Origin of the sequence: Pseudomonas sp. TH07 (assembly GCF_016651285.1) — a bacterium.
GTDB lineage: Bacteria > Pseudomonadota > Gammaproteobacteria > Pseudomonadales > Pseudomonadaceae > Aquipseudomonas.
Genome location: NZ_JAEKED010000001.1, coordinates 1380548 through 1401472, shown reverse-complemented (window position 1 = coordinate 1401472; position 20925 = coordinate 1380548). Strand labels below are relative to the sequence as shown.

21 protein-coding genes and 1 pseudogene are annotated in these 20925 nt (G+C 62.3%); 6 read left to right on the top strand and 16 right to left on the bottom strand.

The features are described from left to right. Window positions 1–8 precede the first annotated feature (8 nt). Entirely contained in the window at window positions 9–947 is a 939-nt protein-coding gene (gene tagQ / locus JFU57_RS06715) for a type VI secretion system-associated lipoprotein TagQ (protein ID WP_078470444.1), read from the top strand. Window positions 948–1085: 138 nt separating this feature from the next. Further along, entirely contained in the window at window positions 1086–1469 is a 384-nt protein-coding gene (locus tag JFU57_RS06710; protein WP_078470445.1) for a helicase, read from the top strand. An 88-nt stretch (window positions 1470–1557) separates the two neighbouring features. On the opposite strand, the gene JFU57_RS06705 is transcribed toward JFU57_RS06710, so the two are convergent. The 6 genes from JFU57_RS06705 to exbB all read right to left on the bottom strand — a co-directional run bounded on the left by JFU57_RS06705 (window position 1558) and on the right by exbB (window position 8380). Further along, window positions 1558–2958: an aminoacyl-tRNA deacylase and HDOD domain-containing protein gene (locus JFU57_RS06705; RefSeq protein ID WP_078470446.1), complete on the bottom strand. Its 1401-nt coding sequence runs from the start codon at window positions 2956–2958 to the stop codon at window positions 1558–1560. Between the two features lie 79 nt (window positions 2959–3037). Continuing rightward, window positions 3038–5113, bottom strand: coding sequence for an ATP-dependent DNA helicase RecG (gene recG / locus JFU57_RS06700; RefSeq protein ID WP_078470447.1), 2076 nt, complete (start codon window positions 5111–5113; stop codon window positions 3038–3040). Between the two features lie 9 nt (window positions 5114–5122). Beyond that, window positions 5123–6043: a hydrogen peroxide-inducible genes activator gene (locus JFU57_RS06695; RefSeq protein WP_020296032.1), complete on the bottom strand. Its 921-nt coding sequence runs from the start codon at window positions 6041–6043 to the stop codon at window positions 5123–5125. Between the two features lie 163 nt (window positions 6044–6206). Next, window positions 6207–6956, bottom strand: a complete 750-nt coding sequence (locus JFU57_RS06690) for a TonB family protein (protein WP_020296031.1) — start codon at window positions 6954–6956, stop codon at window positions 6207–6209. Continuing rightward, window positions 6953–7381, bottom strand: coding sequence for a TonB system transport protein ExbD (gene exbD, locus JFU57_RS06685; RefSeq protein WP_020296030.1), 429 nt, complete (start codon window positions 7379–7381; stop codon window positions 6953–6955). The genes JFU57_RS06690 and exbD overlap by 4 nt, the downstream gene beginning before the upstream one ends. Before the next feature lie 6 nt (window positions 7382–7387). Beyond that, entirely contained in the window at window positions 7388–8380 is a 993-nt protein-coding gene (gene exbB, locus JFU57_RS06680; RefSeq protein ID WP_201128581.1) for a tonB-system energizer ExbB, read from the bottom strand. Between the two features lie 189 nt (window positions 8381–8569). On the opposite strand from exbB, the gene JFU57_RS06675 reads away from it, so the two are divergent. Next, complete coding sequence (locus JFU57_RS06675; RefSeq protein ID WP_201128580.1) at window positions 8570–9421, top strand: SDR family oxidoreductase; 852 nt, start codon at window positions 8570–8572, stop codon at window positions 9419–9421. A gap of 88 nt (window positions 9422–9509) precedes the next feature. On the opposite strand, the gene JFU57_RS06670 is transcribed toward JFU57_RS06675, so the two are convergent. The 6 genes from JFU57_RS06670 to JFU57_RS06645 form a co-directional block, all read right to left on the bottom strand. After that, window positions 9510–10250, bottom strand: coding sequence for a hypothetical protein (locus JFU57_RS06670; RefSeq protein WP_078470451.1), 741 nt, complete (start codon window positions 10248–10250; stop codon window positions 9510–9512). Window positions 10251–10305: 55 nt separating this feature from the next. Continuing rightward, window positions 10306–10686 (bottom strand): RidA family protein, encoded by a 381-nt coding sequence (locus tag JFU57_RS06665; protein WP_003176922.1) that lies wholly within the window; start codon window positions 10684–10686, stop codon window positions 10306–10308. A gap of 39 nt (window positions 10687–10725) precedes the next feature. Then, window positions 10726–12831 (bottom strand): bifunctional GTP diphosphokinase/guanosine-3',5'-bis pyrophosphate 3'-pyrophosphohydrolase, encoded by a 2106-nt coding sequence (gene spoT, locus JFU57_RS06660; RefSeq protein ID WP_020296026.1) that lies wholly within the window; start codon window positions 12829–12831, stop codon window positions 10726–10728. A 57-nt stretch (window positions 12832–12888) separates the two neighbouring features. Beyond that, a complete protein-coding gene (gene rpoZ / locus JFU57_RS06655) occupies window positions 12889–13152 on the bottom strand; it encodes a DNA-directed RNA polymerase subunit omega (RefSeq protein WP_003177259.1) in 264 nt (87 codons plus the stop codon). 168 nt (window positions 13153–13320) lie between these two features. Continuing rightward, window positions 13321–13941 (bottom strand): guanylate kinase, encoded by a 621-nt coding sequence (gmk, locus tag JFU57_RS06650; RefSeq protein WP_078470452.1) that lies wholly within the window; start codon window positions 13939–13941, stop codon window positions 13321–13323. Window positions 13942–13953: 12 nt separating this feature from the next. Next, window positions 13954–14817 carry a YicC/YloC family endoribonuclease gene (locus JFU57_RS06645; RefSeq protein ID WP_201128579.1) on the bottom strand — a complete coding sequence of 288 codons (864 nt, stop codon included), beginning with the start codon at window positions 14815–14817 and terminating at the stop codon, window positions 13954–13956. A 272-nt stretch (window positions 14818–15089) separates the two neighbouring features. Here JFU57_RS06645 and rph point away from each other — a divergent pair, with 272 nt between their 5' ends. Together rph and JFU57_RS06635 are read left to right on the top strand one after the other, a co-directional pair. Further along, window positions 15090–15812: a ribonuclease PH gene (gene rph, locus JFU57_RS06640; RefSeq protein ID WP_020296023.1), complete on the top strand. Its 723-nt coding sequence runs from the start codon at window positions 15090–15092 to the stop codon at window positions 15810–15812. A gap of 33 nt (window positions 15813–15845) precedes the next feature. Next, on the top strand, window positions 15846–16214 hold the full coding sequence (locus JFU57_RS06635) for a DUF4870 domain-containing protein (RefSeq protein WP_078470454.1): 369 nt from the start codon (window positions 15846–15848) through the stop codon (window positions 16212–16214). Between the two features lie 61 nt (window positions 16215–16275). Here the strand turns inward: JFU57_RS06635 and JFU57_RS06630 are convergent, their stop codons facing one another. After that, window positions 16276–17055: an exodeoxyribonuclease III gene (locus JFU57_RS06630; protein ID WP_020296021.1), complete on the bottom strand. Its 780-nt coding sequence runs from the start codon at window positions 17053–17055 to the stop codon at window positions 16276–16278. Between the two features lie 82 nt (window positions 17056–17137). Between JFU57_RS06630 and pyrE the strand changes: the two genes are divergently transcribed. Continuing rightward, window positions 17138–17782, top strand: a complete 645-nt coding sequence (gene pyrE / locus JFU57_RS06625) for an orotate phosphoribosyltransferase (RefSeq protein WP_078470455.1) — start codon at window positions 17138–17140, stop codon at window positions 17780–17782. 94 nt (window positions 17783–17876) lie between these two features. On the opposite strand, the gene argB is transcribed toward pyrE, so the two are convergent. From argB to dut, 3 genes and pseudogenes are all read right to left on the bottom strand, one after another. Then, window positions 17877–18782: an acetylglutamate kinase gene (gene argB, locus JFU57_RS06620; protein WP_020296019.1), complete on the bottom strand. Its 906-nt coding sequence runs from the start codon at window positions 18780–18782 to the stop codon at window positions 17877–17879. Window positions 18783–18806: 24 nt separating this feature from the next. Then, window positions 18807–20210 (bottom strand): annotated as a pseudogene (locus JFU57_RS06615) (phosphomannomutase/phosphoglucomutase); the annotation flags it as partial. A gap of 255 nt (window positions 20211–20465) precedes the next feature. Continuing rightward, entirely contained in the window at window positions 20466–20921 is a 456-nt protein-coding gene (dut, locus tag JFU57_RS06610; protein ID WP_020296017.1) for a dUTP diphosphatase, read from the bottom strand. Window positions 20922–20925 lie beyond the last annotated feature (4 nt).

The following is a 20925-nucleotide window of genomic DNA, read 5'->3' as shown; positions in this document are numbered from 1 at the left end:
AAACAAACATGCTTTTTTCCCGCAAACCATTTGCTTCAACATCCAAGCGTCACCTGCTGTTGGTTGCCGCCGGATTCAGCACCGTGTTGACCGGCTGTGCCACTTCACCGGTGTCCAAGGTCGCTTCGACGACCAAGGTCGAGTACTACCCGAGCTGCTACGAGCCGGTACAGCACCTGCGTGCCACTGACTCGGACATGACCAAGTCGGTCGTCACCGGCGCTGCCCTGGGCGCAGCCGGCGGTGCACTGCTGGGCGCCCTGACCGGCGATTCGGACAAGCGCGGTCGCAATGCCGCCATCGGTGCCGCTGGCGGCGCCCTGGCCGGTGGTGCTGCGGGTTACTACACCGAGCGCCAGAAGCAGATCAGCGATGACAACCAGCGCATCGGCTCCTACGCCACCGACGTCAACAAGCGCGCGGCCGACATCGACCGCAGCACCGCGTACGCCAAGGCTTCGCAGAGCTGCTATCAGCGCGAGTTCGACAACCTGATCTCGGGTCGCAAGGCCAAGACCATCAACGACACCGAAGGCCGCAAGCGCCTGGCAGAAATCGTTGCCGGCCTGAAAGAGTCCAACGACCTGATCACGGCGGTTAACGGCAAGGCTGGCGAAGACCTGAACAACTACACCCAGGCCTACGAGACAGACCTGCAGCAAGTGGGCGTGCAGCGTACCGACGTGGCCACTGTGGTCGCCGCCGATACCACGACGCTGGTTACCAGCGGCAAGACCAAGATCAAGCAGCCGCCGAAAGTGACCAAGAAGCCACCCCTGCCGAAGGTGCCTCAGGAAGCGGTCGCGACCGAGAAGACCCTGCGGGACGCCAAGATCAAGCAGGACGAAAGCGCCAAGGTCGCCAGCACCGGCCAGAGCCAAGTCAACAGCATGTGCAAAAGCCCGGACCTGGGTGACTGGGCACCGGTGCCTTGCCCTAACGTCTGAGTCCGCGATTGTCTGACAAGATGACGCGATAAGTGCTAAACGCCAGTCGATCTCCGGGTAATCACGGAGATCGCTGGCGCTCTTTTACTGAACGGTTAAACTGCCCGGGCCATCTAATAACTACCCGAGGCGCCGTGCATGAAATTTCGTTTTCTTCTGTGGATGCTTGGCCTGTTGATGGGCAAAGCCAGCCGTAACAATGCCGCCTTCCAGCAACAGCTGGGCGACAAGGAGCTGGTGTTCCAGTTGCAGACCCTCGACGGCAAAGTCTCCCGTCACTTCTTCGTCAAGAACCAGCGCATTACCAGCCGTTCCGGCACCTATCCCGATCCTGCCTTCGCCATTGCCTTTAAAGACGCCGCCTACGGCTTCGCGACGATGCAGGCCAAGAACAAGCAACTGGCTTTCATGACCGGGATCCAGGACAAATCGATCCAGATCAAGGGCAACCCCGCGCTGGTGATCTGGTTCCAGGGCCTGACCAAATACCTGAAACCGAAAAAGCCCAAGCCCAAAGCCTGACCTGTAGCCGAGCCTGGCGGCAGCGGCTACAGAGGCAAAAAAAACGCCCCGCACGGGCTGCCGTGCGGGGCGTTTTTGTGGCGGCGGCTCAGGCCTGGCTGAATTGCGACGCCAGTTCCCGCAGCAGCACTTCGGCTTCCAGGACTTTGCTGACCACATCCTCGGCCTTGTCGCGGCTCAGGCCGACGCGTTCGAGCAGGGCGTCGGGGATGTCTTCATCAGGGCCGGAACCGATGCCGCGGCTACGCAGCAGGCGCACCGCCAGGCACACCAGGTTCGGATATTCGGCGTAGGCGCCGTCGTAGCTCGGGTCGTGCTGGAAGCGCAGGGCTGTGGACAACTCGTCCGGCATGTCCCAGTAGCGCATCAGCCAGGCGCCGATCTGCTCGCGGCTGATGCCCAGCAGGTGCTGCTCGACATAGCTGTGGCACAGGTGCGGGTTGACCTCCAGGTGCCGGCAGATCAGCGAGAAGTGCGGCGGGAATACATGGGCCAGCAGCAGGTAGCCGAAGTTGTGCAGCAGGCCGGCCAGGTAGGTCAGGCCGGCTTCCGGGCGCTGGGCGCGAGGCATGGCGCGGGTCAGGCCTTCGATCACGGCGGCGGTGTAGATCGACTGCTGCCAGTACGGCGTCGAATGCTGCGGCTGATCCTTGGGCAGGCTCAGCGTCTTGCCCAGGGCCAGGCCCAGCGCCAAGTTGATCACCAGGTCAAAGCCCAGCACACGGACGATGGCGTCTTCCACCGAACGGATCTTGCCGGGCGAAGCGTAGTACGGCGAGGCAGCCCAGCTCACCACCTGGGCAGCCAGGGCCGGGTCGGTCTCGACCACGCCGGTGATGTCGTCGATGGTGGCGTTGGGGTCGACCCGCAGCTTGATGATTTTTTGTGCAGTTTCCGCCAGGGGCGGAATCTCGATGGTGGCTTCCAGGCGCTGCTGGATCCGGCGGGCGGTGAAGGCCTGCATCGCCTGGGTGATTTCCTCGCGGTCATCATCGGGGCGGTCGAGGTTCGGCCGGATGAGGCTCAGGGCTTCGCCGAAATTGCCGGCGCTGGCCTTGCTGAGCATGGTCTTGAAGTCTTCGCGGGTGATTTCCAGGAGCACTCCGGGCTCGCCGGAATTGATCAACACACTGGGCTCGCGCAGCAGGCTCTCTTCGTACAGGCACGGTGAACTGGTGAGGGCCGGCAGACCGGGCAACAGGCTCAGGCTGTGTTTGCCGAGCATGCGCTCCAGGCGTTCGGTGGACACGGCGGTCAGGCGCCGGCCCGTGAGCTCGGCCAGGCGATTGAGGTCCAGTAACTGGCTCTGCGGGAACAGCACCATGAGCGCGCCGACGGCGTCGTCCAGCAGAACCGCCTGCACCTTGCGCTCGGTCGGAAGACCGGGGCGGTCGAGCACTTCGTTGTAGCTGATGGCCAGCTTGCCCAGCAGCAACCGGATTACAGACGGAGCGTGCGGGGCTTGGTCGGCGAGGGCAACTTCGGTCATGGTCTGTATCCGTTTTCCCAACAATTGGACCAGTATAACCAGCTTGGTTACACCAGCGTTCCATTAACTGAGAGGTGTTTCACACTTGGCCGTATTGCTGGCCGTGACGCAGCCAGCGGTCCAGCAACGGGCTCACGTGGTGCGGCCAGCGCTCCAGCAGGGCCTGGGCCGCGTCGCGCACGGCCGGCAACAGGTCGGCATCGCGCATCAGGTCGGCGACCTTGAATTGCAGCAAACCGGTCTGGCGCGTGCCGAGCATCTCGCCGGGACCGCGCAGCTCCAGGTCCTTTTCGGCGATGACGAAGCCGTCGTTGGTTTCCCGCATGATGCCCAGGCGCTGGCGCCCAATCTGTGACAGCGGCGGATGATAGAGCAGCACGCAGTGGCTGGCGGCGCTGCCGCGTCCGACCCGGCCGCGCAACTGGTGCAGTTGGGCCAGGCCCAGGCGTTCGGGGTTTTCGATGATCATCAGGCTGGCATTGGGCACATCGACCCCGACCTCGATCACCGTGGTCGCCACCAGCAACTGCAACGCGCCGGCCTTGAACTGAGCCATGACTTCGGCTTTTTCTGCAGGCTTCATGCGCCCGTGGATCAGGCCCACGCGCAGTTCGCCGAGGGCCGCGGTCAGGTCTTCGTAAGTGGTTTCGGCGGCCTGGCAGGTAAGCTCTTCGGACTCTTCGATCAGGGTGCAGACCCAATACGCCTGGCGCCCTTCGGCGCAGGCGGCACGCACCCGCTCGATGACTTCGACGCGGCGGCTGTCGGTCACCAGCACGGTATTGACCGGGGTGCGCCCGGGGGGCAGTTCGTCGAGGATCGAGGTGTCGAGGTCGGCGTAGGCGCTCATGGCCAGGGTCCGGGGAATCGGCGTGGCCGTCATGATCAACTGGTGCGGGCACATGCGCCCGCCAACGCCTTTCTGGCGCAGGGCCAGGCGCTGCTGCACGCCGAAGCGATGCTGTTCGTCGATGATCACCAGGGCTAGGTTCTTGAACTGCACTTCGTCCTGGAACAGCGCGTGGGTGCCGACCACCATCGGCGCGCCGGCGGCGATCTGTTCCAGGGCGGCGCTGCGGTTCTTGCCCTTGAGCTTGCCGGCCAGCCAGGCGACTTCCAGGCCCAGGGGTTCGAGCCAGCGCTTGAAGGTAATGAAGTGCTGTTCGGCGAGGATCTCGGTCGGCGCCATCAACGCCACCTGATAACCGGCTTCCAGGGCCTGCAGGGCGGCGAGGGCGGCGACCACGGTCTTGCCGGCGCCGACATCGCCCTGGATCAGGCGCAGCATCGGCTCGGGCTGGCTCAGGTCGTAGGCGATTTCCCGGCCCACTCGCTGTTGCGCGCCGGTGGGCGCAAAGCCCAGGTTGCGTAGGTATTTGGCAGGTAGTTTTTTCGCCGGGGGCATGGCCGGTGCGCGCAGCGAGCGCATGCTTTCGCGCAGGCGTTGCTGGGACAGCTGGTGGGTCAGCAGTTCTTCGAACGCCAGGCGATGCTGGGCCCAGTGATGGCCGAGGGCGAGTTCGTCGACATCGGCGTCGGCCGGTGGGTGATGCAGGTAGCGAATCGCATCGTCCAGTGGTGCCAGCTGGTAATCGCGCGCCAGCTCCTGCGGCAGCCAGTCGGGCAGGCTGCTCGGGCCTAGCAGGGCCAGGCTCTGCTGGCACAGCTGGCGCAGGCGTTGCTGGGTCAGGCCTTCGGTGAGCGGGTAGATCGGGGTCAGGGTCTGGTCCACCGGAGGTGGCTCATCGCCGCTGATGGCACGGTATTCCGGGTGGTAAATCTCCAGCCCGGAAGCGCCGGGCCGGGCTTCGCCATAGCAGCGCACGCGGGTGCCGCGTTTCAGGCCGTCTTTCTGCGCATTGCTGAAGTGGTAGAAGCGCAGGCTCAGCCCGCCGGTGCCGTCCTGCAGGCGTACCAGCAGGCTGCGGCGTTTGCCCATGACCACGTCGGCGCCGCTGACGGTGCCTTCGATCACCGCGTCCTGGCCCGGGCGCAGGGCGCCGATGGGCACCACGCGGGTGCGATCCTGGTAACGCAGGGGCAGGTGGAACAGCACGTCCTGGAGGTTTTCCAGGCCGACCTTGGCCAGCTTTTCGGCCATGGCTTCGCCGACGCCCTTGAGTGCCGTGACCGGCACTTTCGACAGCTCAGTCATCGCGACGGCTTAGCTCGCGGCAGGCGGCTTGGCCACCGAGCACAGGCGGATCGAGTCGGCGAGGATCTCGATCGCCTTGGGCCGTGGAAAGCTGGCGCGCCAAGCGATGGCCACGGTGCGAAACGGCACGGGCGGGGTCAGCGGACGCACTTCGATCACGCCGGGGGCGTAATGATGGCTGTCCACCGCCGACAGCGGCAGGATCGAGATCCCCAGGCCGGAGGCAACCATATGGCGAATGGTTTCCAGGGAGCTGGATTCCACCGTGGTGTGCTTGGCGCCGTCGTTGCCCTTGGTCAGGGTGGGGCAGGCTTCGAGCACCTGGTCGCGGAAACAGTGGCCTTCGCCGAGCAGCAGCAGGCTCTTGTCGTTGAGCAGGCTGGCGTCGATGGTGTCCTTCTGGGTCCATGGATGGCCGGTGGGCATCAGCACATAGAAGGGTTCGTCGTACAGCGGCAGCGTGAGGACGTCGGCCTCATTGAACGGCAGGGCGATGATGATCGCGTCCAATTCGCCGTTGCGCAGCTTGTCACGCAGGACGTGGGTGAAGTTTTCCTCGATGTACAACGGCATCTGCGGCGCGACCCGGTGCAGTTGCGGAATCAGGTGCGGGAACAGGTAGGGGCCGACGGTGTAGATGGCGCCGACCTTCAGCGGGGCGGTCAGCTGGTTCTTGCCGGCCTGGGCCAGTTCGCGAATGCCCTGGGCCTGTTCGAGGACCTTTTGCGCCTGGGCCACGATGCCTTCGCCGACCGGAGTCAGGCGCACCGCGCTTTTGCTGCGCTCGAAAATCAGTACACCGAGCTCGTCTTCAAGTTTTTTCACGCCCACCGACAGGGTCGGCTGGCTGACGTGGCAACGCTCGGCCGCGTGGCCGAAGTGCTGCTCTTGGGCGAGGGTGACGATGTAGCGTAATTCAGTGAGGGTCATAGCGGGCGTCCATGAGGTGCGGGCCAAGCATACCGGCTGCAATCGATAGACGCACGTTATCAGACAGAGGGCGCAGTGCGACACCGGCTAATGCATGTTCGTCGCCGGTGGATATGCAAAAGGCACCTTTCGGTGCCTTTGCAGGGGGAGCTGGCTGAAGGGATCAGCGGCGCCGTTTCTCCAGGGAGTAAACGAAGGGTGCCACGATCTCGATCGAGCCGTTGTTGAGCATGTCCGACGGCGGCTTGGGCAGCGGCTGGGCCTTGCGGATCATTTCCAGGGTGGCCCGGTCCAGATCGGCGTTGCCCGAACGTCCCACCAGCTCGTAGGACAGCACATTGCCTTCGGCGTCGACCACGAACCGCAGGCGGTTCAGGCCTTCCTTGCCCCGGGACTGTGCGCCTGGCGGGTACTTCTTGTACTTGGCCAGGTGCGCCAGCAGGGTGCCTTGCCAGCTTTCCTTGGCGGCCAATTGCGCAGGCGAAGGACCCGGTGCCGGTTGCGCGGACTTGTCAGTCTTGGCGTTGGTCGGCGGTGCGTCGCTGGGTTTTTCCTCGCTGGGCTTTTCCTTGGTCGGCTCAGGCGGCTTTTCCACCGGCTTGGGTGGTTGCGGCTTGGGCTTGGGCTTGACCGGCTTGGGCACCGAGATCGTCGGCTTCGGCGCTTCAGCCAGCTTCGGCAGCGGCAGTTCTTCTACCGGAGCCGGTGGCTGCGGTGGCGTTATGACCTTGGGCGGTGCGGGAGGAGGCGGTGCCGGAACCGGCGCCAGCTCGATCATCATCGCCTGGGGTGGCAGTTCGACCGGTTGTGGCGACGACCAATTGAGGGCGAGCAGAATCGCCACCGCATGGACGCCCAGCACCACCGCCAGGCTACCGCTATAACGCGTCAGCTTTTGGCGCGTCGTGATCATTTCTTGGCTGCCGTCTCAAGTCCGACCAGGCCTACCTTCAAGTATCCGGCGGACCGCAGGGTATCCATCACGCTCATCAGGTCGCCGTAGTCCACGCCTTTATCGGCCTGGAAGAAGATCGTGGTGTCCTTTTTGCCTTGAGTCTTGGCATCGAGGGCGCCGCCGAGGGTCTCGGCCTTCACTTCGTCTTCGCCCAGGAACAGGCGCTGGTCGGCCTTGACGCTGAGGAACACCGGCTTTTCAGGGCGCGGTTCAGGCTTGGCAGTGGAGGCCGGGAGGTCGACCTTGATGTCCACGGTGGCCAGGGGTGCCGCCACCATGAAGATGATCAGCAGCACCAGCATCACGTCGATAAACGGCGTGACGTTGATTTCATGGTTCTCGGCGAGATCGTCGTCAGCGCCTTCTTTCAAATGCAAGCCCATGGCTGATTACCCTACTTTGACCACGTGGGGTTGTGTGGAGCGCTCAGTGGTCGGCAGGTGATCGAGATCACGGCTGACCAGCAACAGGACTTCAGCAGAGGCGTCCGACACCTGCGCCTTGTAACCGGCGATGGAGCGGGCGAAGACGTTGTAGATCACTACGGCCGGGATCGCTGCAACCAGGCCCAGGGCCGTGGCCAGCAGGGCTTCGGCGATACCTGGTGCAACCACCGCGAGGTTGGTGGTCTGGGTTTTGGCGATGCCGATAAAGCTGTTCATGATGCCCCACACGGTGCCGAACAGACCGACGAAGGGTGCGGTGGAACCAATGGTTGCCAGCACGCCGGTGCCGCTGCTCATGTTGCGGCCGCAGGCAGCTACCAGGCGCTCAAGGCGGAAGCTCACACGTTCCTTGATGCCTTCCTTCTCCCGGCTGTTGGCCGACAGGCGCATTTCTTCAAGGGCGTCGTGGACCAGCAGGTTGGCCAGGGTGCCTTCCTTGGTCGCGGTGGCGCTGGCTTCCTTGAGGGTGGTGGCCTTTTTCAGGCTGAGGATTTCACCGCGCAGACGACGCTTGGCGCCCATCAGCTCGAAGCCTTTGGCGATCCAGATGGTCCAGGTGATGATCGAGGCGATGGCCAGGCCGATCATCACGATCTTCACAATGATGTCGGCGTTCTGGTACATGCCCCACGGCGACAGGTCATGGGCCATGCCCAGGGTGTTGTCGGCTTCGAGTACTTCAGGAACGTCCTCTGCAGCTTCGCCTTGGGCCGGGGTCTGGGCCGGGTCGGTGGCGACCGGAGTCACGACCGGTGCGGCAGGTTCGGCCGGTGCATGGGGGGCGTTCGCGGCTGGCGCGGTGGCCGGTGCCTGTGCGTCGGCGAAGGCTGCGCTCGGTGCCAGTACCAGGCTGAACAACAACGCTGCAACCGCGCTCATGGCGCGCAGCGGGCTTGGGCGTTTGGTTGGCGAAGCGGAGAGTTGATTGGGTGTCATGCTGGCCGGACCTGAGAGAGGAAAGAGGTAAATGTCCTTCTAGGCCTCGCGGGGCCGAGAACAATTTGGGCGCTTATTATTGCAAGTAATTCTTGTTAACAAAAGTAATAGAGTATCTTTTTTTCCTTGATTGCTAGCCGCTCGTCCATCGCCGCGGCTAGTCTTGAGCTTTGCGAACGGAGTTTAGTGATGCCCGCCCTTTCTGTTTTGATCGCCGGTTGTGGTGATGTCGGCAGCCGCCTGGCCAGTCAATTGCTTGTCGAGGGTTGGCAGGTTCATGGCTTGCGCCGCAACGTTTCACGCTTGCCGGACGGGGTCATTGGCGTCGCCGGTGATCTGTTCAACGCCCAATGCCCTCCGACCTGGCCCAGCGCTTCCCTGGATTACCTGGTGTACTGCGCCGCTGCCACCGAGCATGACGAAGCGGGCTATCGCGCCGCCTATGTCGAGGGGCTGCAACACGTGCTGAGCTGGCTCAAGCAGCACGGCCAGCAGCCCAGGCGCCTGCTGTTTGTGTCCAGCAGCAGTGTCTACGGGCAGAAAGACGGCGAATGGGTTGATGAAACCTCAGCCACCGAAGCCAGCGGTTATTCCGGGCGGCTGATGCTGGAGGCGGAGCAAGTGGCGCTGCACAGCGGCATCCCCGCCAGCCTGGTGCGCCTGACCGGCATTTACGGTCCCGGCCGCGAATGGTTGCTGACCCAGGTCCGCCAAGGCTATCGGGTGGCGATCGACCCGCCTTTGTATGGCAATCGGATTCATGCTGATGACGCTGCAGGCTTGCTGGCGTTCCTGATGCAGGCCGATCAGCGCGGAGTGGCGCTGGAAGACTGCTATATCGGCGTCGACGATGCGCCGGCGCCGTTGGCGGAGGTCGTGGGTTGGCTGCGCGAATACCTGGGGGTCACCGAATGGGCCGACGACGCCAGTGTGCGGCGTGCCGGCAGCAAGCGCTGCAGCAACGCCCGGGCTCGGGCGCTGGGCTGGGTGCCGCGTTACTTGAGTTACCGCGAAGGCTACGCGGCAATACTGAAAGGGTGATTCTGTAGCTGCCGCCGAGCCCGCGAGGTTGCGCTGGCCCAGCGCAACGCCGCTATTTCGGCAAAGGCTCAGCGTGCGGCTACAGCCGTTATTGCTTTTCCAGCAGCCACTGACGAGTGCCGGGTGCCAGGGATGGCACTTCATCCGCCTGGGCGGTATTGACCGCCTGGAAGATTTCCAGCTGCTTGTCCTTGCGTACAAAGATCCAGGCGTTGCCCTGGCCATTTTGCTGGAGCCAGAGGTTATCGTTGCCGCCACTCATGGAGGCGCAGTCTCCGGCCAGGCACAGGGCGTAACGATCAGCCCCCGGCAGGCCCTGGACCGCGCCGTCGCCCTGGAACTGCACGGTGGAGCCTTCCCCCGGGCCGCTGAGGATTTTCCAGGAGCCGCCCATATACGCCGTATAGAGCGCGCGCTCGAAGTTGGCGCCCAGGGGTGCCCCTTCCGGCGCAGGATCCTTGGGGCGGTCGAAGACCTGTTCGGGTTCGTTGTCGTTCGCTGCTTGCAGCAGTTGTTTGCCGTCGCGCTTCAGTTCAGTAGCGGAGCTGCCGTAGAAGTCGACTTTCCAGCTGCCGGCGGGGTCGGCAATGACCTTGCCTTCGGCAATTTCGAAACCGTTGGTGTAGCGGGCCTGGCCGGCGCGGGTGTTGACCTCCCACTCCAGGTTCGGGCCGTAGGCTTGCAGCGCTTCACGCAAAGGGCCGCCCTTGGAGGCCGCGTCGATCGCAACCTGGTTGATCCAGGTGCCGCCGACATCAGTTTTGGCGGGGTCGCTGGCGCAACCGCCGAGCATGACGGCGAGCAGCGAGAAAGCTAGCGCTTTGCGCATGATGAAATCCTTTCAAAGCAAAGTCGGCGCAGCCTGGGACGCTGCGCCGCGGGTGTTACTCGATGACCAGAATGGCATCCATCTCAACCTGCGCACCCTTTGGCAGGGCGGCGACGCCGATGGCGGCGCGGGCAGGGTAAGGCTGTTCGAAGTACTTGCCCATGATCTCGTTGACCTTGGCGAAGTGGCTCAGGTCGGTGAGGAAGATGTTCAGCTTGACGATGTCCTTGAACGAACCGCCGGCGGCTTCGGCAACCGACTTCAGGTTCTCGAACACCTGGACGGTCTGGGCTTCGAAGCCTTCGACCAGTTCCATGGTTTTTGGGTCGAGGGGGATCTGGCCGGACATGTACACGGTGTTGCCAGCCTTGATCGCCTGGGAATAGGTGCCGATGGCAGCAGGCGCTTTGTCGCTGGTGATAACAGTCTTGGTCATTTATGAGTCCTTGTAAGTGACGATGGCTTATGTGAGGCGCTACGCGCGCATGCGGGTGATGCGAATCACCCCGGTCAGGGCGCGGAGTTTCTTGATCACGCGGGCCAGGTGCACGCGGTCGTGCACGCTGACCACCAGTTGGACCACGCTGATGCGACCATCGCGTTCATCCATGCTGATTTTCTCGATATTGCCGTCGGCGGCGTTGACGCTACTGGCCAACAAGGCAATCAGGCCACGCTGGTGTTCCAGCTCGACCCGCAGTTCGACGTTGAATTCGCCGGTGACATCCTTGGCCCACGAGAGCTGGATGCATTTTTCCGGGTTGTGGCGGATTTCGCTGATATTGCGGCAGTTGTCCAGGTGCACCACCATCCCCTTGCCGGCGGACAGGTGGCCGACGATCGGGTCGCCCGGGATCGGCGTGCAGCACTTGGCGTAGCTCAGCACCAGGCCCTCTGTGCCGCGAATCGCCAGCGGGCCTTCCGGGCTTGGCAACTGTTCGCCCTCGCCGAGCAGGCGGCGGGCCACCACATAGGCCATGCGATTGCCCAGGCCGATGTCTTCGAGCAGATCTTCGATCAGTTCCAGGCGGTATTCGTGGAGCATCGCCTGGATGCGTTCGGCCGGGATCTTTTCCAGCGAACTGTCGAAACCGTTGAGCACCTTGTTCAGCAGGCGCTCACCGAGGCTGATGGATTCGGAGCGGCGCTGCAGCTTCAGGGCGTGGCGAATATGGGTGCGGGCCTTGCCGGTGACCACGAAGTTGAGCCAGGCCGGATTCGGCCGGGCGCCAGGGGCACTGACGATCTCCACCGTGGAGCCGCTTTGCAGCGGTTCGGACAGCGGTGCGAGACGGCGGTTGATGCGGCAGGCAATGCAGCTGTTGCCGACGTCGGTGTGCACCGCGTAGGCGAAGTCGACGGCCGTGGAGCCTTTGGGCAGCTCCATGATCCGGCCTTTGGGCGTGAACACGTAGACCTCGTCCGGAAACAGGTCGATCTTCACGCTTTCGATGAATTCCAGGGAGTTGCCGGCGCGTTGCTGCATCTCCAGTACACCCTTGACCCATTGGCGGGCGCGGGCGTGGGTGCCTTTTGGCTGCTCGTCGCCACTGGATTTGTACAGCCAGTGCGCGGCGATGCCGTTGTTGGCCATCTCTTCCATTTCCCGGGTGCGGATCTGGATCTCGATCGGCACGCCGTGCATACCGAACAGGGTGGTATGCAGCGATTGGTAGCCGTTGGCCTTGGGAATCGCGATGTAGTCCTTGAAGCGTCCCGGCAGCGGTTTGTACAAATTATGTACAGCGCCCAGCACGCGATAGCAGGTGTCTACCTTGTCGACGATGATGCGGAACGCGTAGACGTCCATGATCTCGTTGAAGGCCCGACGCTTGCCGCGCATTTTCTTGTAGATGCCGTAGAGGTGTTTCTGCCGGCCGCTGACCTCGCCCTGGATACCGTCGATGGCCAGGCAGTGGCTGAGGGATTCTTCGATCTTGTTGACGATTTCCTTGCGGTTGCCCCGGGCGCGCTTGACGGCCTGGTAGATCCGCGCGGAACGCATCGGGTGCATGGCCTTGAAGCCAAGGTCTTCGAATTCGATGCGGATGGCATGCATGCCCAGCCGGTTGGCGATGGGGGCATAGATTTCCAGGGTTTCCTTGGCGATGCGCCGGCGCTTTTCGCCGGACAGCACTTCCAGGGTCCGCATGTTGTGCAGGCGGTCGGCCAGCTTGACCAGGATCACGCGAATATCGCGGGCCATGGCCATGGCCATTTTCTGGAAGTTTTCAGCCTGGGCTTCGGCCTTGGTCTCGAAGTTCATCTGGGTCAGTTTGCTGACCCCGTCGACCAGTTCGGCCACGGTTTCGCCGAACTGCGCTGAAAGCGCTTCCTTGGCAATACCGGTGTCTTCAATCACGTCATGCAGCATGGCCGCCATCAGGCTCTGATGGTCCATATGCATGTCGGCAAGAATATTCGCCACCGCCAATGGGTGCGTGACGTACGCCTCGCCGCTGCGGCGGCGTTGGCCGTCGTGGGCTTGTTCGGCGTAGAAATACGCTCGGCGGACCAGGTTGACCTGGTCCGTGCCGAGATAGGTCGATAAGCGATCGGCGAGGGCGTCTATGCTCGGCATGCTGACTCCTGCCGTAAGCTGTATTCCCGCGCCGTGCTACGTCGACCAGGCATAGGCTTAGACGGCCTCGTTGGACTCGTCCTCGAACGCTGCGAACAGCGGTTCGTCTTCAACGATCTCAGCGTTGGCAATGAACTCGTAGCTCATCAGGCCTTCGGCAATTTCACGCAGGGCTACAACGGTAGGCTTGTCGTTTTCCCACTGAACCAGGGGCTCTTTGCCGCCGGTGGCCAGTTGACGGGCACGCTTGGTAGAGAGCATGACCAGCTCAAAGCGGTTTTCCACGTGTTCTAGGCAGTCTTCAACGGTTACGCGGGCCATGGTATTCCTCGGAGCGAATGCAATATGCGCGCTGCCCGGTTGGGCGAGCGGACTCAACAGTTTAAAAAATCACCAGCGATTAGGGAAGCGCTGATTTTTTGACCAGGCCCTGCAACGCGCTGCAAGTGCCAATGTAAAGCGCTTGCAGCGGTTTTGGGAAGTGCTGTTTTAGCCCAGCAATTCAGCGAGCAATTTGCCAAAACGCTGCTGCTGACGCTTTTGATGCAGCTGATTGGCCCGGAAAATCGCCTTCAGGTCCGCCAGCGCATGGGCAAAATCATCGTTGATGATCAAATAGTCATAGTCGACGTAGTGGCTCATTTCGCTGACCGCTTCGCGCATCCGCCCGTCAATGATCTCGTCACTGTCCTGGCCGCGGTTGGTCAGGCGCTGGTGCAAGGCCTCAAGGGACGGCGGCAGGATGAAGATCGAGCGGGCTTGCGGCATCAATTTGCGCACTTGCTCGGCGCCCTGCCAGTCGATCTCCAGAATCAGGTCATGGCCCGCATCCAGGGTTTGCTGCAGGTGGCTTTGCGAGGTGCCGTAGAGGTTGCCGAATACTTCGGCACGCTCGAGGAAGTCCCCATGCTCGCCCATTTTCACGAACGCTTCGCGGGAGACGAAGTGATAGTTCACGCCGTTCACTTCACCGGGGCGCATGGCCCGGGTGGTGTGGGAGACCGAGACACGGATCTCCTGGTTGGCGTCGGTCAGGGCCTTGACCAGGCTGCTCTTGCCCGCGCCCGAAGGGGCGGAAATGATGTACAGGGTGCCGGTGCTGTGGGTCATGTGGGGGTAGCCTTACTCAATATTCTGTACTTGTTCGCGCATCTGCTCGATCAACACTTTGAGGTTGACCGCAGCCTGGGTGCTGCGCGGGTCGAAGGCCTTGGAGCCCAGTGTGTTGGCTTCGCGGTTGAGCTCCTGCATCAGGAAGTCCAGGCGCCGACCGGCGGCGCCACCCGACTTCAGCACGCGGCGTACTTCAATGATGTGGGTGCTCAGGCGGTCCAGTTCTTCGGCGACGTCGCTCTTTTGCGCAAGCATCACCATTTCCTGCTCCAGGCGCGTCGGGTCGAGCTCGGCCTGCATGTCGGCGAAGCGGTCGAGGACCTTCTGGCGCTGGGTCGCGAGCATTTGCGGCACCAGTTCGCGCAGGGTCACCACGTCTTCCTCGATCGAGGTCAGGCGCTCGTTGATCAGGCGGGCAAGCTCCGAGCCTTCGCGTTCGCGGCCGCTCTTGAGCTCCTTGAGGCCCTGCTTGAACAATTCCAGGGCCTCGGAATTCAGTGCCTGTGGATCGGTTGCGTCAGCCACCAGCACGCCGGGCCAGGCCAGGACTTCCAGGGGGTTGAGCGGTGCAGGTTGCTTGATCAGACTGGCCACCGACTCGGCTGCGGCCACCAGTTGCGCGGCCCGTTCGCGATCCACTTGCAGGGGTTTGCCGGTGGTTTCTTCGGTAAAGCGCAGGGTGCATTCAAGCTTGCCGCGGGACAAACCCTGGCGCAGCGCTTCACGAACCGCGCCTTCGAGGTCGCGAAAGGACTCCGGCAGGCGCAGGTGCGGTTCCAGGTAGCGGCTGTTGACCGAGCGCAGTTCCCAGCTCAGGGTGCCCTGAGTGCCGGCCCGTTCGACCCGGGCGAAGGCGGTCATGCTGTGCACCATGGAGGTACCTCCGATTCAGGTCTGGCACCAACCGCAATAGGGTTGGGCGGGCCCGATAGATATGAATTAAAGCCGACAGGCTGCGAAGGCGCAGGATTGTAGCGCAGTGCGGCGAAAGCCCCCAACCGTGGCGGTGACAAAGGGTTGCGGCGGGGCGCTGGAGCCTTCGTGCAGAGCCTTTGGTCCGCCCCTGGATTTTTTAGAACTGCCCAGGCGCGGCCGCGGGCTCTATAATGTTCGGCAGTTTTCCGTCCCTGTACAGGTGTTCCCCTATGAAACGTCCAAGTGGTCGCGCTGCCGATCAGCTCCGCTCGATCCGCATCACCCGCAACTACACCAAACACGCCGAGGGATCTGTACTGGTCGAGTTCGGTGATACCAAGGTTATCTGCACGGTCAGCGTCGAGAACGGCGTGCCGCGCTTCCTCAAGGGCCAGGGCCAGGGTTGGTTGACCGCCGAGTACGGCATGTTGCCGCGTGCTACCGGCGAGCGTAACCAGCGTGAAGCCAGCCGTGGCAAGCAGGGCGGCCGCACCCTGGAAATCCAGCGCCTGATCGGCCGCTCCCTGCGCGCCGCGCTGGACATGTCCAAGCTGGGTGACGTGACCCTGTACGTCGACTGCGACGTGATCCAGGCTGACGGCGGCACCCGTACCGCGTCGATCACCGGCGCCATGGTGGCCTTGGTCGATGCGCTGAAAGTGATCAAGAAGCGTGGCGGCCTCAAAGGCGGCGACCCGCTCAAGCAAATGATCGCTGCGGTGTCGGTGGGCATGTATCAGGGCGAGCCTGTGCTGGACCTGGACTACCTGGAAGACTCGGCTGCCGAGACTGACCTCAACGTGGTGATGACCAGCACCGGTGGTTTCATTGAAGTCCAGGGCACTGCCGAAGGCGCACCGTTCCAGCCTGAAGACCTGAATGCAATGCTGGAGCTGGCGAAGAAAGGCATGAGCGAGATTTTTGAACTGCAGCAGGCGGCCCTGGCCGACTGATTGCGCTACGGACGACCCGCCAAGGAGAACGCCATGAGTGACGACCAGCTTCCGCTGCCTACGCCGAGCCATGAGGTTCGGCAGTGGGCAATGTTTTGTCATCTGTCTGCCTTGCTGGGGATCTGGGTGCCGTTCGGTACCCTGATCGGTCCGTTGATTCTGTGGCAGATCAAGCGCGAATCCGACCCGTTCATCGACGCTCAGGGCAAGGAGGCGCTGAATTTCCAGATCACCGTCGCCATTGCCTCGGCTATCTGCTTCCTGTTGATGCTGGTAATCATCGGCTTCTTCTTGTTCGGGTTGCTGGCGATCGGCGCCTTGGTGCTGACGATCATTGGCGGGGTCAAGGCGGGGGAAGGGGTACCGTATCGCTATCCGTTCACCTGGCGCTTGATCAAGTAAAACCGCCGCGCACAAAAAAGCCGACACTGATGTCGGCTTTTTTGTGGCTGCGAAACGACGCTTAGATAGTCAGCGTCCAGTCGTAGTCCACGATCAGCGGTGCGTGCTGCGAGAAGCGTGGCTGACGCGGCAGGCGTGCGCTGCGCACGAAGCGACGCAGGCCCGGGGTCAGCAACTGATAGTCGAAACGCCAACCCAGGTTGAGCATCTCGGCCTGTTCGTTGTCCGGCCACCAGCTGTACTGATCGCCTTCACGGCTGACTTCGCGCAAGGCGTCGACATAACCCATGGTGCCGACAATCTCGTCCATCCAGGCACGCTCAGGCGCCAGGAAGCCCGGGGATTGCTGGCTGTCACGCCAGTTCTTGATATCCAGCTTCTGTTGCGCAACGTAGAGCGAGCCACAATAGATGTACTCGCGACGTTTGCGCCGCTGTTTATCCAGATAACGGGCGAAGTCGTCCATTAGCTTGAACTTCTGGTTCAAGTCTTCATCGCCGTTCTGCCCCGAAGGAAGCAGCAAGGTCGCGATGCTGACCTTATCGAAATCGGCTTGCAGGTAGCGCCCGTAGCGATCGGCTGTCTCGAAGCCGAGGCCGCTGATGACCGCCTTAGGTTGCAACCGCGAATACAAAGCCACGCCACCTTGGGCGGGGACTTCAGCATCGCAGGCATAAAGGAAGTAGCCATCCAGTTGGAAGGCTGGGTCGTCCAGTTCAAAGGCGGAGGCGCGGGTGTCCTGCAGGCAGATGACGTCGGCATTCTGGGCCTGCAGCCAACTGAGCAAACCACGCTCGACTGCAGCCTGAATACCATTGACGTTCACACTGATGATCCGCATAAATGGCCCCAAAAATCACGTGCGTGTATGATACCCGAGGTCTACCTAATTAGCTAAATCCGTGGTATCTGGGGCTTTTTTCATGCAAGCGTATCAGCGCGATTTCATTCGTTTTGCCATCGATCGCGGGGTTTTGCGCTTCGGTGAGTTCACCCTGAAGTCCGGGCGCACCAGTCCTTACTTCTTCAATGCAGGGCTGTTCAACTCGGGTTCCGCCCTGGCGCAGCTGGGTCGTTTTTATGCGGCCGCCATCGTTGAAAGCGGTATTTCCTTCGACGTGCTATTCGGTCCGGCGTACAAGGGCATTCCCCTGGCCGCCGCCACAGCCGTGGCCCTGGCTGAACATCATGGGCAGGATCTGCCCTGGTGCTTCAACCGCAAGGAGGCCAAGGCCCACGGTGAAGGCGGCAGCCTGGTGGGCGCGCCGCTCAAGGGCGATGTGCTGATCATCGACGACGTGATTACCGCCGGTACGGCGATTCGCGAAGTGATGCAGATCATTGCGTCCCAGGAAGGTGCCAAGGCCGCTGGCGTGCTGATCGCGCTCAATCGCCAGGAGCGCGGCAACGGTGAATTGTCGGCCATCCAGGAAGTGGAGCGTGACTTCGGGATTCCGGTGGTCAGCATCGTGTCGCTGAACCAGGTGTTGCAGTTCCTGGAAGACGATCCGCAGCTCAAACAGCATTTACCGGCGGTCAAGGCGTATCGCGAGCAGTTCGGCGTTTGATTCGCGACTGCTAGGCCGTACGGCGGGATCCAACGCTCTCGCTACAATAAAAAAGCCCCGCTCAACCAGGTTGAGCGGGGCTTTTTTTCAGCGCTTAAGGACGCTTGCGATTGCTGATCAGGGTACCCACACCGGTATCGGTGAAGATTTCCAGCAGGATCGCATTCGGCACCCGGCCATCCAGGATCAAGGAGCTGCCAACCCCGCCTTGCACGGCTTCCAGCGCGCAACGGATCTTCGGCAGCATGCCGCCGTAGATGGTGCCGTCGGCGATCAGGTCGTCCACTTGCTGGGTTGTCAGGCCGGTCAAGACCTTGCCTTCCTTGTCCATCAAGCCGGCGATGTTGGTGAGCAGCATCAGCTTCTCGGCCTTCAGCGCCTCGGCCACCTTGCCGGCCACCAGGTCGGCGTTGATGTTGTAGGACTCGCCGTTGGCACCGACGCCGATGGGCGCAATCACCGGAATGAAGTCGCCTTTCACCAGCAGGTTCAGCAGGTCGGTGTTGATGCCGATCACTTCGCCCACCTGGCCGATGTCGATGATTTCCGGCTGGGTCATCTCCGGCGTCTTGCGGGTCACGGTGAGTTTTTTCGCGCGAATCAGCTCGGCGTCCTTGCCGGTCAGACCAATGGCGCTGCCGCCGTGACGGTTGATCAGGTTGACGATGTCTTTGTTCACCTGGCCGCCGAGGACCATCTCCACCACGTCCATGGTCTGGGCGTCGGTGACGCGCATGCCGTCGATAAAGTGGCTCTCGATGGATAGGCGCTTGAGCAGGTCACCGATTTGCGGGCCGCCACCGTGTACCACCACCGGGTTGATCCCGACGGCTTTCATCAACACGATGTCACGAGCGAAACCGGTCTTGAGCTCTTCGCTCTCCATAGCGTTGCCGCCGTATTTGATCACCAGCGTCTTGCCGACATAGCGGCGAATGTAAGGCAGCGCTTCGGATAGAACCTTGGCGGTGTTGGCGGCGGCATCGCGTTCGAGGGTCATTCAGGGCTCCGGTGTTTCAGAAAATCAGAACGGTAGTTGGAGATCGGGTGCAACACGTTTCAATTGGACGTGGAACACATCCTTGATGCGCTGCAGCTCGGCTTCGTTGTCGGCCTCGAAACGCAGCACCAGCACCGGCGTGGTGTTGGAGGCGCGGACCAGGCCCCAGCCTTTGGCGTAATCGACTCGCACCCCGTCAATGGTGGTCAGGTTGGCGCCTTCGCCCCACTGCGCGTCGTGCAGAGCATCAATGATGCTGAATTTGCTCTCTTCGGTCACATGGATATTGATTTCCGGCGTCGAAATATCGTTCGGGAAGGTCGCGAACAGCTCTTCGGCGCTGGATGGCTCCTTGCTGAGGATCTCCAGCAGGCGCGCGGCGCTGTAAATCCCGTCGTCAAAACCGAACCAGCGCTCCTTGAAGAAGATATGCCCGCTCATTTCGCCGGCCAACAGGGCGCCGGTTTGTTTCATCTTCTTTTTGATCAACGAGTGGCCGGTCTTCCACATTAGCGGCTTGCCGCCGTATTCCTTGATCAGCGGGGTCAGGCGGCGGGTGCATTTGACGTCGAAGATGATTTCCGCGCCCGGGTTGCGCGCCACTACATCCTTGGCGAACAGCATCAGCAGGCGGTCCGGGAAGACGATGCTACCGGTGTTGGTCACCACGCCGACGCGGTCGCCGTCGCCGTCGAAGGCCAGACCCAGGTCGGCTTTGGTTTCCTTGACCTTGGCGATCAGGTCCACCAGGTTTTCAGGCTTGCCCGGGTCCGGGTGGTGATTGGGAAAGTTGCCGTCGACCTCGCAGAACAGCGGGATGACTTCGCAGTTCAGGGCTTCGATCAACTGCGGGGCAATGACCCCGGCCGCGCCGTTGCCGCAATCGACCACCACTTTCAGGCGGCGGGCCAGTTTCACATCGCGGGTAATCTCGTCGCTGTAGCGCTCAAGGATCTGCACCCGGGTGATGCTGCCCTTGCCGCTGCTCAGGTTGTTGTCCTTCAGGCGTTGGTGCAGGGCCTGGATTTGTTCATTGGCCAAGGTGTCGCCGGCAATGACGATTTTGAAGCCGTTGTAGTTCGACGGGTTGTGGCTGCCGGTGAGCATGACCCCGGACTTGCCGGCCAGTACGTTGGCCGCGTAGTACAGCGCCGGAGTGGGCACCAGGCCGACGTCGCTGACGTGGCAGCCGCTGTCGGCCAGGCCTTTGATCAGTTGCTCCACCAGCTCCGGACCGGAGAGACGGCCGTCGCGGCCAACGGAAACGTCAGGTTCACCCTGAGCCAGGCTCTGGGCGCCAATGGCGCGGCCGAGCCAGTAAGCGGTTTCAGCGTTCAAAAACTCCGGGACGGTGCCGCGAATGTCGTAGGCGCGAAAGATGCTATCGGGAAAGCTCGGTGCGACTGGGGCCGGGTTGCTCATCGGGGTTGCTCCATTTCAAAAGGGGGCGGGACAGGCCGGGCCAGGGTGGGCCGGCAGGCTCAAACTGAAGGGTATGACGATGTTTTTGCCATTGGGTTCATGGTGCAAAAATGCCATCGTCGGCGATTCAGCCTGCTTTTGAGGGTCTAATGCCTTGATTTGGGGAGGGAAACCCGCGAAGGCGCTTTGCCCGATTTTCGTCCTGAAATACAAAACCCGGAACTCTGGCCGGGTTTGGCGCCCGGCCAGGTTCCGCGTCGATCAGTGGCTGCCGGAATGCCCGAAACCGCCTGCGCCGCGCTGGCTTTCGTCGAAGGCCTCGACCACTTCGAAGTGCGCCTGGACCACCGGCACCAGTACCAGTTGGGCGATGCGCTCGCCGACCGCGATGTTGAAGGCGGTCTGGCCACGGTTCCAGCAGGACACCATCAGTTCGCCCTGGTAGTCCGAGTCGATCAGGCCCACCAGATTGCCCAGGACGATGCCGTGTTTATGGCCCAGGCCGGAGCGCGGCAGGATCAGCGCCGCCAGGCCCGGGTCGCCGATGTAGACCGACAGGCCGGTGGGGATCAGCAGGGTCTGGCCCGGCTCCAGCACGGTGTCTTGCTTGAGCATGGCGCGCAGGTCGAGGCCGGCGGAGCCCGGGGTGGCGTACTGTGGCATCGGGAATTCGTTGCCGATGCGTGGGTCGAGGATCTTGGCTTGTAGAGCGTGCATGCGA